We start from the raw sequence: 13,260 nt of genomic DNA, 5'->3' as shown, positions 1-13,260 counted from the left end.
GGGTGCACCCTTATTTTATGAAGTTAGTACGGAAGTAACCTGTTGATATAAAAATCATACACGTAAAGCAACCGTCAAAATTAACCGGTACAACCCGTTAATCCATTTACTGTTCCAGCGGTAACCATTACCTTAAAAACTTTTTTATCTCAAACTCGGCCTCATGCATGCCGTATTTTTCAGATTTTATTCTTACAAATGCCCTGCCTGAGCGTCCTGCAGTCTTTATCCAAAAGGCCCGGACTCCCCCGATAAGTGCTATGCATTTTGGGCCTATGATTTCAATAGGTCCTTCGGTTTCAACAACCATGGCATCACTTGCGTAATTCATCAGGTTGTCATTCTGATCCAACGCCCTCACTACAATTCTGGTGACATCATAGGTATCGGCTTCAATCAACTCCCTGCTGTCGGGCCGTACTTCAAGATGTGTACTTTCAGACGTTGACTTGACAACGCTCTTCACTATTTGGCCGTTTTTACAGCCTTCAAATCTGAAACTTATCCGCTGGCCTCCCCAATTGCTTACATAGGTGCCAAACAACCTCATTCCGTCATCCATTGACAGTTTGTATTTAAGCATGAGCCTGCCCATCGCCAGCTTTGAACTCATGGGAAGATTCATTCCATATTTGGAAGCATGACGGAGAATATTTTTCATCCTGAGCGAATCCTTTGCAGAGATATTCTCATATTTTGTCAAGAGATCACCTATAAAATCATCTATTCTGACAGGCGGATGCTTAAGATTGGGAAACAGCTTCCTGTCGGGATAAAAGGTCTTAATATATTCATTGTCCTTGTACAGCTTGATATGGTCACAGTTTGTGAAGGCATACACCGTTCCCAGATCTCCTCCGGAATGTTCACCTATATCCATGGAGGAGGAAATTTCAAGTACGGGTGTATGGTCCTGCTGGGATGCATATACATACCACGCCAGTTTAGGTATCCTGAACATATCACTGACACCGTGATAGCATATTCTGTCTCCGCTGCCGAAATCCTTATGGGTATTGTAGTCCGACATGCACCATCCTATGGCGCCGCTTATCCGGTCACTGCCCAGCATATTGTCCAATACCCTCATATGTCTCAAGGCGTGTTCAAGTCTTCTGCCCTCATTGTCAAAGCGCTTTACGGGAAACATGTGACCGTTGTGCTCCGTTACAAGGTAAGGGGCGTTTGTACCCGTAACCTTTGAGGGCAGCTCCAGCGCAGCATTTGAGCCGTGATGAGAAAAGTCATTGTAGGTATATACATCTTCGAGAAGCCTGCTGTCCTTGAAATTCCTGACTCCACCGGTTTGCCTGGTATTATCGAGTTCATGTGCTATTCTGTTTGTCTTTACATAAAGGTCATCGCAGTCTGCAGATTCATTTATTCTAACACCCCACAGGACTATGGCGGGATGGTTTCTATCCCGGAGGATCATATCCCTTACATTCCGGCAGGATAATTCCTTCCACTTTTCATTTCCAATATGCTGCCAGCCCGGTATTTCCTCAAATACCAACAATCCGATCTCATCACACCTGTCAAGGAAATGCCGGGATTGGGGATAATGGGACGTTCTCACCATATTTACTCCCAGTTCGAATTTCAGCAGATCGGCATCCTTCTTCTGGGCTGTTTCCGGCATGGCATAACCCGTATAAGGGTATGCCTGGTGCCTGTTCAAGCCCATAAGCTTAACTCTTTTTCCGTTGAGATAAAAGCCGTTTGTTCTGAATCTGGCCTCTCTGAACCCAAACCTGACCTCATAGGAATCCACTTCGGTATCATTTATTTTTAATATTGCCTGCAAAGTATATAGTACGGGGTTTTCAATATCCCATAACCGGACGCCCGAAACCTTTCCCGTGACTTTTCCTTTGGCAGAATTCCCAATTGTGCAGTTAAATCTGCTTACCGGCTCGTTCAGGCTGCTGATAAGTTTGAATTCAACGGACATTCCCGGACACACCCGGGAAAGCTCCACATCCATATCCAGGATTTTTGCAGGTGCAAGTACATCAAGGGTTCTTACGAATATATCCTTTATATGGGTTTTTTCCCGGACCTCCAGATATACCTCACGGTATATCCCCCCGTATGTCAGATAGTCAATAACTTTTCCGAATGGAGGAATCTCTTCTCTCTCGGTGGAATCGCACACTATAACAAATAAATTACCTGCTCCGTATATGACCCGATCAGAAATATCTATGTCAAAAGGCGTATAACCGCCCGAATGCTCGGCAATGAAGCTGCCGTTTATATATAGCCGGGCATGTGAGGCTATTCCTTCAAACCTCAGAAGGAGAGCTTTTCCCTTTAATTCACGGGCGATATTAACCGGCTTTCTGTAGCAGGACACAAACTGGTACTCAGACTCATCAAAATTATTATAATCAAGAATTATATTGGTATGGGGTATGTTGACCAATTCAAAATTACTGTCATCACTGCCTGTTAAATATTTCTCACAAAAATCCATTTTGTACTGCCAGCCGAAGTTAAGATTTATTTTCTGCATAATAGCCATCCTTCTAGCACTATGTCAACTCTAAAATGTACATTACCGATGAGTACAAGGCGGAGGAATGAGTAATACTGTATGTATTGCGATTAACGACAAAGCAGTAATACGGAAATTCAACCATCGGTAATATATAGAATTAGGGTTGACATAGTACTAATTATCAGTGAATTGACTGTCTAATTTATTATATATTTATGATAAGCTTCTTAGTGCAAAATTAGTATACAAAAATACAGTTTGGCCTATACAATATTCCATGCCTGTAAAAAATATTAAAGCTCCTGCATTTCTGCAGAAGCTTTGTATACAACCTTACTGATGACTTTTGTAATCCATGAAAGCCTGCCTTATGGCTTTTCTTCCACTTTGTCTTATTGGTATGGTAAACCCGTTTTTCATTATGAACACATCATCTTTCATGAGTGATATGTGATCCATATTGATTATGAACCCTCTGTGACACCGCAGAAATCTGTTATCTGTCAATAATTCCTCCATGCTGGTCATGGAATAATGAACCCGGAGTGTTTCCAGCCTGGTAGTAATCACTGCTCCATTCCTGATTGCCTCAATACAATAAATATCCTTTAACCTAATTTTTATAATTTCCTTATTAACGGTAAGTTCAATACATCTTGCATTTGAATTGAGAACCTTCTTACAGCGATTCAGGGCTTTTCCGACCTGTTCATATGTAATGGGTTTTACAAGATAATGAGTAGCTGCCACTTCAAATCCGTCGCTCTTATGTTCCAGGCTTGAGGTAGTAAAAATTATTTTACATTCCTCGTCGGTTTCCCGGATTTTTTCAGCTACGGCTACACCGTTTATACCCGTCATATATATATCCAAAAATAAAATTTTAAACTGCTCCTTTGTAAAAGCGCTTAAAAGCTCCTCTCCACAGTCAAACTCAACAAGTTCCACAATGGACATGGTATTTTCGGCGTATTGCAGTATGTACTCACTTAATAGAGCCCGGTCAAATTTATTATCGTCACAAATGGCTATCTTCATATTAATTTCCCTCTATTTTTCTTGAATTATATCATGTTTGAGAGCATTTTTTCAACGCCTCGACATTATTTCGTATGGAATTGCACGTTTTGACATTGAATTGCACGACCTCCTTATTATTTATAGTAAAATATGTTAAAATTTAAATAATTTTATAAAAGTAGTTAAGTAATTATAGTTTAAAATTATATCAAAAGAGGCGAGATACTTCATGAATAAAAAGGGATTTAATTTTAAGACAGACTATAAGCTCAGAACTAAAGCATCAACAATAACAACTTTTAAATTAAAAAGTTTAAGACAGTTCTCATTTAACAGTGTAGCCTATTCTACACTTCAGGAGACTTTCAACGCTTTAAGAAGCACTAAGCAGGTGTCTGTCAACGGTGTTTATTATACCACACTCCAGGAGGCTATCAATTCCGTATCGACCTCAAAAGAAACATTGATTACACTGCATTCGGATATAAAATTGTTTAACAGAAACATTTATATCTGCCAAAACCAGAATATAGTTCTTGATCTGGCGGGTTATAATATCAGCAGTTACAACGGTGACGGCACCATATATCTGGAAGGTTCGCTGACCGTTTTGGATTCCAGTTCATCCAGAAGCGGATTTATTGAAAATACTTATTCAAATGGTATTGGAATCTATTTTTACCATTCCGGTGCTCTGAATCTGTACGGAGGAACCATTAAAGCCTCCTGCTCCCTGTACAGCTGGAACGAATATTACAGCCCCAGGGTAATAATTGACGGAGGAACCATTGAGAGCAAATGCTTTGGAGTTTTCATCCGCAATATTGAAAATTTAAAAATAAGACGCGGTATCATACGAGGCGGTGTTTCGTCCTTTGACACCGGCGACTGAATTTCCCGTATGCCCTTGTGAAAATTCCGTCTGAAATATAATCCGGACGGAATTTTATTTATGTGTATTATTTATTTCCTGCTTAGGTATAGCCATTTTCTTAACATCCGACTTTTATCGAACCTTCATCAATTCTTTATGGGTTTTATATTTTTCTTTTTTTCCTGTTTTCCATTTTATATTTCATAAACATATCATATTTGTGGTAATTATTTGTATCAATATAAGTATATAGAATAAATAACCCTAAATAAGAAAAACTAAAATATAATTCCAAAAATAACGATGTACGGAGGTAAATTATGGGCAAAAAAGACGCACAGCTTGACGGACACGACAACAGGCGAATGACAGCGCACAGACCCACAGATAATGAGGGCACCGCAGCATGGACCATGGAAAAGACAAAACAGAAGCACACCGATGTCATCATTCCTGATGAAGAAGGCGTTTCAGAAGCAAAAAAATGGGTAGATAACGGTAGTAGACTCTAAGTAAAAATAAAATAACGGGGTGATTTTTTTATGTCGAAAATTAAAATGACGGTGGATGGTAATACGGCTGCCGCGTATGTCTCTTATGCATATACCGATGTGGCTGCCATTTACCCTATTACGCCATCGTCCAATATGGCAGAATCAGTAGATGAATGGTCTGCCAAGGGCAAAAAGAATATATTCGGACAAAAGGTCCGTGTTGTAGAAATGCAATCGGAAGCAGGAGCAGCGGGAACACTGCACGGTTCACTGCAGGCGGGAGCTCTGACCACCACCTTTACTGCTTCCCAGGGACTTTTATTGATGATACCCAACATGTACAAGGTAGCGGGAGAACTCCTGCCTGCCGTTTTTCACGTCAGCGCCAGAGCTATAGCAAGCCAGGCTCTGTCCATATTCGGAGATCATCAGGATGTAATGGCCGCCAGACAGACAGGTGTGGTTATGCTTGCTTCAGGCTCGGTCCAGGAAATTATGGATATAGCCCCGGTAGCGCACCTGGCGGCAATCAAGGGAAGACTTCCTTTTATGCATTTCTTTGACGGCTTCAGGACTTCCCATGAAATACAGAAGGTAGAGGCCCTCGAATATGATGATCTGGCAAGTCTGATAGATTACCAGGCCTTAAAAGAGTTCAGGAACAGGGCCCTGTCACCCAATCATCCTGTTACCAGAGGAACAGCTCAGAATCCGGATGTATACTTCCAAAACCGGGAAGCTTCAAATCCATACTACGACAATATAGTCAACATTGTGGAAGAATATATGGACAAAGTCGGAGAGCTCACAGGCAGAAAACATGGCCTCTTTGACTATTACGGCGCTTCCGATGCTGAAAACATTATAATAGCAATGGGTTCAATCACCGACGTAATTGAGGAAACCATTGATTATTTGAACAGCAGCGGGGAAAAATACGGCCTTGTAAAGGTTCATTTATACAGACCCTTCTCAATTAAACATTTACTGAAGGTAATTCCCAAGACAGTTAAAAAAATAGCCGTTCTGGACAGAACCAAGGAACCGGGCGCAATCGGCGAACCCCTTTACCTTGATGTAAAAGCTGCCTATTACGGAATCGAAAACGCTCCATTGATTGTGGGAGGACGTTTTGGCCTGGCTTCAAAGGATACAACCCCGGCTCATATAAAGGCTGTTTATGACAATCTGAAACAGCCAAGCCCGAAGGACAGATTTACAATCGGCATAGTGGATGATGTGACAAATACATCTCTCAATATTAACGAACACATAAATGCCACTCCCAAATCAACCTTCAAGAGCCTGTTCTGGGGACTGGGTTCCGATGGCACTGTAGGCGCCAACAAGCAGGCCATAAAAATTATCGGCGATCATACCGACAAATATGTGCAGGCTTACTTTGCGTACGATTCAAAGAAATCGGGCGGTGTTACCATGTCCCATCTGAGATTTGGGGACCAGCCCATAAAGTCTGCCTACCTTGTTCATGAAGCCGATTACATTGCCTGTCACAACCAGTCCTATGTAAACCAGTACGATCTGCTGAAAGGCATTAAGAACGGTGGTACCTTCGTACTCAACTGCCTGTGGGATGAAAAGGAACTTGAAGAACATCTCCCGGCAGAAATAAAGCGTCAGATTGCCGGGAACAATGTACAGTTCTATACCGTCAATGCATATTCAATTGCCGAAAACATCGGCCTTGGAAACAGAATCAATATGATAATGCAGGCCGCATTCTTCAAACTGGCCAACATAATCCCCCTGGATGACGCTGTCCGTTACTTGAAGGAAGGGGTTGTCAAAACCTATGGAAGAAAAGGCGAAAACGTTGTAAAAATCAATCAGGAAGCAATTGACAAAGGTATAAATTCCGTGGTCAAAATTAATGTTCCCGAAGCCTGGAAGGATGCACAGGATACTGCACAGCCAACCCTTGACGAACCTGATTTCATAAAGAACATGCTTCGTCCCATAAATGCCATGAGAGGTGAAGACCTTCCCGTAAGTGCCTTTGTGGAACTGGAAGACGGAACTCTTCCCAACGGTACTTCGGCTTATGAAAAGCGCGGCATAGCTGTTAACGTTCCTGAATGGAATCACGATACCTGCATACAATGCAATATTTGTTCTCTTGTATGTCCTCATGCAGTCATCAGACCTGTTCTTGCAACAAAGGAAGAACTGACTGATGCGCCTGAAAGCTTCATAACCAAACAGGCTGTGGGCAAGGGAATGGAAGAATACCAGTTCAGAATACAAATAAGTCCTATGGATTGTACCGGCTGCGGCAACTGTGCCGATGTATGTCCTGCAAAGCCGAAGGCACTGGTTATGAAGAAGCTCAGCACCCAGACCGAACATGAAATCCCCAACTATGATTTTGCTACCAACAAGATTTCATATAAGGGCGGAAATTTCGGCGGCAAGACAATCAAGGACAGCCAGTTCAGAAAGCCTCTCATGGAATTCTCCGGGGCCTGCGCAGGCTGCGGTGAAACACCATACATCAAGCTTGTAACACAGCTTTTCGGAGACCGCATGATGATTGCCAATGCCACAGGCTGCTCATCCATATGGGGCGCCTCCTACCCGACCAGCTCATATACCGTAAATAATGAAGGCAAGGGTCCTGCCTGGGCCAACTCACTGTTTGAGGATAATGCCGAATTCGGTTACGGCATGTATCTGGGCATCAAGCATATAAGAGAACGCATCAGCGACATAGCTCTTCAGCTTGCAGGCACGGATGTGGACGAAAACCTCAAAGCAGGGCTCATTGCATGGACAGAGAGCGTTGAGGATGGCGCGGCTTCAAAGGGAGCCAGCGAAGAGCTTCTCGAAGCAATCAAGGCCTATACTCCAAAAGACCAGCCACAGGCACAGCTGATAGCAGAACTTTTGGAAAAACAGGACTACCTGGTCAAGCGTTCGGTATGGATTGTGGGCGGTGACGGCTGGGCATATGATATCGGCTACGGCGGACTGGATCACGTGCTTGCCTCTGGCGATGACGTCAACGTGCTGGTCTTTGATACCGAAATTTACTCTAATACAGGCGGTCAGGCCTCAAAGGCAACTCCTACCTCGGCAATTGCGAAGTTTGCCTCCTCAGGAAAGAAAGCCGCAAAAAAAGACCTGGCAGCCCAGATGATGACTTACGGCAACGTCTATGTTGCACAGGTCGGAATAGGAGCCGACAGGAACCAGCTGCTCAAGGCAATAGCTGAAGCTGAAGCCTATAAGGGGCCTTCAATCATCATAGCTTATGCTCCGTGTATCAGCCACGGCATTAAGGACGGTATGGGAAGAAGTATAGCAAACTCTGCCGATGCGGTTGCTTCAGGCTACTGGCACCTGTTCAGATACAATCCCGATCTCAAACCGGAAGGCAAGAATCCTTTCAGTCTTGATTCGAAAGAACCGAAGTCAAGCTTCAGAGATTTCCTCATGAACCAGGTCAGGTACTCTTCTCTTGCAAAGCAGTTCCCTGAAGAGGCCGAAGATTTGTTCAGCAAGGCTGAAGAACATGCCAGAGAGAAATATGCAAAGCTTAAGAAAATGGCAGAATAGGAATATAGGTTGAACTGTACCGCAAGACAATGCGGGAAATAAAAAAACTGCTTTGGGCCAGATGATGAGGACCAAAGCAGTTTTTTATACGAAAAAGTACAGATATAATACCTGAATTAATATTAATTATAGTGCGCGAGTACAACTTCAAAAAATGGAAAGCTCTATTAAAAGCACATGCCTGAATTTGTAGGCGAAGCACAAGTGTTTTTGCTGGCAAATCGGCAGGAAGCCGATTTGAACAGAACCCCGAGACAGGATGTCGAGTGTTCTGCGACAGCAAAAACATTTGTGCTGAGCTGTACAAAATTCAGGCATGTGCTTTGTGAGCTATCCATTTTTTGTAGTTAGTACGGGAGCACTATATCAATATTCATTACACGTTATTGATTCTGACTGAAAGCCTCTACCAGCACCTTCAAATTTTGGTCCATGGCTTTTATATAGCTGTCTGCAGGAGCATTTCTCTCTCCGGTGGCAACAGGATCAAGCATGTATACCTTCGCCCCCGTTTCTTTTGCAATAGACCCGGCTGATTTCTGGGAATACTGCGGCTCTGCAAAGAGAACCTTTACCTTTGTTTCTCTGATCTTATCTATCAATTCTGCAAGTTCTCCCGCACTTGGCTCGGTTCCGGGTTCTCTCTCCACAACAGAAACAATATTCAGTCCAAACTCTTTTGCAAAGTATGGGAACGCTTCATGGAAGGTCACTATATCCTTGTTTTTAAAGCCGTCCAGCTGCTGGTGCATCTTTTCCCTTTGCTGTTCCAGCAATTTTACATATTTATCGGCGTTTTCCCTGTAGGCGGCGGCATTTTTCGTGTCGGAGGCCGCCAGTCCTTCAGCGATGTTTTTCACCTCACTGATGGCCCCTGATATACCCACCCAAACATGGGGATTTTCCTCACCGTTGTCGTCCTTTAACAGTTCAATACCCTTTGAGGCCTCGATGATGTCCAAATCCGGCTGCTGCTTTATGACTTTATCCATAAAGGCCTCCATGCCCGCTCCGTTTATTACAAAAGCATCCGCCTTTTCCAGTGTCTTAAGGTCTGCGGGTATCAATTGATAATCATGAAGACAGCCGGTCTGCGGCTCGGTCATGTTGATAAGCTCCACATCCGGTATATCGGCTGTTATATTTTTTGTAAAAACATAAATGGGGTAAAAGGATGTAACTATGGTGTAGGTGCCGTCATCAATTTTTTTGTTTTTGGCCGCCGTACAGCCTGCCAGAGTAATTATGCCGAATATGCCGGCAATAGCTAGGATCAGCGCTGTCAGCCTCTTTTTAGATTCTTTCCTGATATTTTTATTTGTAATCAAAATCATCCTCCTAATATAAATGACGCAAACGGGAATCATTCGCATTTATATTATATACCAAGAAAGTGAAATTTAAAACAATATTTTATAGTCACCACCATTTTTTCCTTTTAAAATACATAAGCATGAATAACGATATTCCCAGCATGATCATCCATAAAACAGGGTACATCCAGGGCCAGTTCAATTCAGGCATATTCTTCAGATTCATTCCGTATACTCCCACAATAAAGGAGAGCGGCATGAATACAGTAGAAATAATGGTGAGAACCTTCATTATTTCATTCATCCTGTTGCTGCTGCTGGAAAGGTACACATCAAGCATACTTGATAAAATATCCCTGAGAGTTTCGGTAGTGTCCATGACCTGTACGATATGATCATACAGATCACGTATATATATTTCGGTGCTCTCCTGCACCAGCAGGCTTTCACCACGCTCCAGAAAGGACAGCACCTCTCTCAGGGGCCATACCGACTTGTGCAGGAACAATATCTGCCTTTTCAGCTTGTGAATGGTTCCCAGGGTTTGCCTGCTGGTCCTGACAACCATTTCGTCCTCAACTGTTTCAACCTGATCACCAAACACTTCAAGCACGGCAAAATAATTGTCCACAATTACATCCAGCAGGCTGTAAACAAGGTAATCGGCGCCCAGCTTTCTGAAGCGGCTCATTCCCTGCTGCAATCTTTTTACCACAGGTTCAAATACATCGGTGTCCTTTTCCGAAATGGATATTACGTAATTTCTCCCGAGTATGAAACTCACCTGATCTATTTCAAATTCTCCAGCGCCCTTATGGTAAAAAAGCATTTTGGCACAGATAAAGATATAGTCATCATTGACATCTATCCTGGGTCTCTGGTCGGTATTTAAGATATCCTCCAAAATAAGCGGGTGCAGATTGAATATTCTACCCACGGTTTCAAGCACATTTACATCGCTCAGCCCTTCAACATTCAGCCATCTTATGCCTGCCTCCCTGTTCTGAAGATTTTCCAGTCCTCTTGAGTCAATGGACTTTTGCTCAAAGTTTTCCTCATCATAATCTATCAGAGTTATTAATGTGGTCTCACGTTTTTTTTCTCCGATGTGGACAAGCGTCCCGGGTGGTAACCCAATTGTTCTTGAACGGGATTTTACAAGCTTCTGCATATGTACTCCTTCATATACAATTACAATTTATAACTAAAGTGAGATTTCAAGCTTAACCAGTCTGGCAATGACTTTTACATTTTTAGTGCTGATGGTCTCGGTAACCAGAGTCCCCTTATTGCTTACCAGCAATAGCTTGTCGGCCTGAAGCCTTTTTACCTGTCTCACTGCTCTTGTCTCATTATATTCAATAAAATAGATTCCATCCGTTTCAATATCACCGGTCAATACACAAAGGGCTCTGTCGCCTTTAAAAATTCTAAAACCCGACATATCGGCATCCTGGATATTCAAATAAAACACTTTTTCCTTTTGAAAACCTTCCACCTTGTTCTTTTCGATGGGTAAAAGCTTTTTCTCAATCAACCGGTCCATTTTATAGTCATATACCGGCACGGTTTTCAGAATATTTCCAAAGGCATCGTCCCAGACCTCCTGTACAGGTTGGTTTTGAGGTGCTTTGGGCTGTACGGGGGTATTCGGAACCCTTCCGGCGCCAGCGCTTGCCGCGGCATTTTTCACATTTCCCTCATACTTGACGGTATTGCTGTCCTCTGAGGCAAACAGGCCTATGGGGCCAAGCTCAAAATCCAGGGCTTTGGATACCCTCCCTATCATATCGTCGCTGATTATCTTCTTTCCCGACTCTATATCAAGGATAAAACTTTCCGAAACTCCCAGAGTCCTTCCCAGCTGTTTTGCCGACAATCCCTTTTGCAGCCTTAATTTATTTATTTCCTGACCAATTCTGCTCATGTAAAATTATCCTTCACTTTCATCCGGTTTATTTTTGTCTGGCCCACAATACCAGCATAAATGAATTATACTTATCGAATTCATTGCCGTTGAAATCGGCAAAGAGCCTTAGCTTTTTAAAGCCGGCCTGGCTGAGAGCCTCTGTCAGTTCATCCTGCCGCAGAGGGTAAAGAGTGACCTGGTTATCCAGACTTTTCCCCTCCACAGTAAGCCTTGTATTAAAAGCTATTGTATTATCCTGCTTATTGTAATCATAATTTCTTTCAAATGTAAGCCCGACACTTTTATTTTCTATTGTGGGCAGGCTTTTTATTTCTCTGAGTAATATTCTATCAAAGTTTATAATCTGCAGTACAAGACTACCGTCACTTTCCAGGGTATTTTTCACGCTTGCCAGAAACTCTTTTATTTGCTGCAGATTTTCAAGATGAACCAGGGAATTGCCGATACAAAAAGCCATGTTAAACTTTGCTGACAGCTTTTCATCAACCCCGAGCATATCAGCCTGCACAATATTCAGTGAACCTCCGGCTCCATTCATTTTACTGTCGAGCTGTTCAAGCATTCCGGCATCCTGATCCACAGCAGTCACATTATAGCCCTGCGCTGCCAGTTCCAGGGAATACCCTCCCGTTCCGCATGCTATATCCAGTAAGTTCCTGGGCGGATTGCCCGCCACTTCCTTTATAAACTTTACCTGCTCTTCACCCGCAGGAAAGATATAGTCATAATATTTCGATATTTGTTTGTAAAATTCCATATGTCTCAATCCCTTAACAATTTGTATTTTGGTAGTTTATATATTAATATTGCAAATAAATTAACACCAGCACTTTATTCCATATATACGGCTGTCAGGAATTTGATTTTTATGCCCTCCCTGGAAAACATTATTTCATGTTCTGTGGGGACACTTTCTGTAAAGCCGCTGGCATGCAAATCTTCTGTGGTATACTTTATTATAAACCCATTTTCTTCAAAATATTTAACCGATTCCCTGAAAAGTTCGTTATTATCCGTTTTAAACCATATCTCAGAGCCAGGCTTTAAAAAAGTCTTATATCTTGTCAATTGTTTCCCGTGTGTCAGCCTCTTCTTTTTATAGGGAGATTTGGGCCAGGGATTGCAGAAATTTATATATATTTTTTCAATTGCATCTGTGGGGGCCAGCATGTCATCTATCAGTTCAATATTTTGTGACATCAGCTTGATGTTGTTTATTTCAGTTATTCCTGCGGCGGAATATTCCGATTCTATCTTGCGCTTTGCAAGCGCAAGCACTTCACTTTTTATATCCACCGCAATATAGTTTATTTGTTGATTGGCAGCGGCAACTTTTGAAATAAATCCGCCTTTTCCGCATCCCAGTTCCAGATGCATGGGGCTGTCATTCCCAAACAGTTCCCTCCATTTTCCCTTCATTTCGGGCGGATTGTCAATATAAAAAGGACATGCTGCCAATTCAGGCCTTGCCCAGGGTTTCCTTCTGAGTCTCACACTCGCTTACCTCCATATCGGTGCTCCTGCACGCTATAAATAGTAATAAAATGACG

At 42.6% G+C, this 13,260-nt stretch carries 10 protein-coding genes; 3 read left to right on the top strand and 7 right to left on the bottom strand.

Going from position 1 to position 13,260, the window contains the following annotated elements:
• Positions 1 to 127: 127 nt before the first annotated feature.
• Complete coding sequence (locus CTER_RS18215) at positions 128 to 2,518, bottom strand: glycoside hydrolase family 2 protein (RefSeq protein WP_004627922.1); 2,391 nt, start codon at positions 2,516 to 2,518, stop codon at positions 128 to 130.
• A 318-nt stretch (positions 2,519 to 2,836) separates the two neighbouring features.
• Complete coding sequence (locus CTER_RS18210; protein WP_004627963.1) at positions 2,837 to 3,541, bottom strand: LytR/AlgR family response regulator transcription factor; 705 nt, start codon at positions 3,539 to 3,541, stop codon at positions 2,837 to 2,839.
• 211 nt (positions 3,542 to 3,752) lie between these two features.
• On the opposite strand from CTER_RS18210, the gene CTER_RS18205 reads away from it, so the two are divergent.
• The 3 genes from CTER_RS18205 (at position 3,753) to nifJ (ending at position 8,467) form a co-directional block, all read left to right on the top strand.
• Entirely contained in the window at positions 3,753 to 4,415 is a 663-nt protein-coding gene (locus CTER_RS18205; RefSeq protein ID WP_004627997.1) for a hypothetical protein, read from the top strand.
• A gap of 302 nt (positions 4,416 to 4,717) precedes the next feature.
• Positions 4,718 to 4,909 carry a CDIF630_02480 family spore surface protein gene (locus tag CTER_RS18200; protein ID WP_004627982.1) on the top strand — a complete coding sequence of 64 codons (192 nt, stop codon included), beginning with the start codon at positions 4,718 to 4,720 and terminating at the stop codon, positions 4,907 to 4,909.
• Between the two features lie 30 nt (positions 4,910 to 4,939).
• Positions 4,940 to 8,467 (top strand): pyruvate:ferredoxin (flavodoxin) oxidoreductase, encoded by a 3,528-nt coding sequence (nifJ, locus tag CTER_RS18195; protein WP_004627959.1) that lies wholly within the window; start codon positions 4,940 to 4,942, stop codon positions 8,465 to 8,467.
• A gap of 383 nt (positions 8,468 to 8,850) precedes the next feature.
• Here nifJ and CTER_RS18190 read toward each other — a convergent pair whose 3' ends face one another.
• The 5 genes from CTER_RS18190 to trmB form a co-directional block, all read right to left on the bottom strand.
• A complete protein-coding gene (locus CTER_RS18190; protein WP_004627978.1) occupies positions 8,851 to 9,795 on the bottom strand; it encodes a metal ABC transporter substrate-binding protein in 945 nt (314 codons plus the stop codon).
• A gap of 91 nt (positions 9,796 to 9,886) precedes the next feature.
• Positions 9,887 to 10,951: a magnesium/cobalt transporter CorA gene (gene corA / locus CTER_RS18185; protein WP_004627951.1), complete on the bottom strand. Its 1,065-nt coding sequence runs from the start codon at positions 10,949 to 10,951 to the stop codon at positions 9,887 to 9,889.
• A gap of 33 nt (positions 10,952 to 10,984) precedes the next feature.
• The gene (locus tag CTER_RS18180; RefSeq protein ID WP_004627945.1) at positions 10,985 to 11,707 is read right to left on the bottom strand and encodes a helix-turn-helix domain-containing protein; all 723 of its coding nucleotides are present in this window, start codon (positions 11,705 to 11,707) and stop codon (positions 10,985 to 10,987) included.
• A gap of 28 nt (positions 11,708 to 11,735) precedes the next feature.
• Positions 11,736 to 12,467, bottom strand: a complete 732-nt coding sequence (locus CTER_RS18175) for a class I SAM-dependent methyltransferase (protein WP_004627917.1) — start codon at positions 12,465 to 12,467, stop codon at positions 11,736 to 11,738.
• 74 nt (positions 12,468 to 12,541) lie between these two features.
• Complete coding sequence (trmB, locus tag CTER_RS18170) at positions 12,542 to 13,204, bottom strand: tRNA (guanosine(46)-N7)-methyltransferase TrmB (protein WP_004627964.1); 663 nt, start codon at positions 13,202 to 13,204, stop codon at positions 12,542 to 12,544.
• Positions 13,205 to 13,260 lie beyond the last annotated feature (56 nt).

It is taken from the genome of Ruminiclostridium cellobioparum subsp. termitidis CT1112 (genome assembly GCF_000350485.1).
In the GTDB taxonomy this organism is placed as follows: Bacteria; Bacillota; Clostridia; order Acetivibrionales; family DSM-1351; genus Ruminiclostridium; species Ruminiclostridium termitidis.
This window is presented reverse-complemented; position numbering and strand designations above follow the sequence as displayed.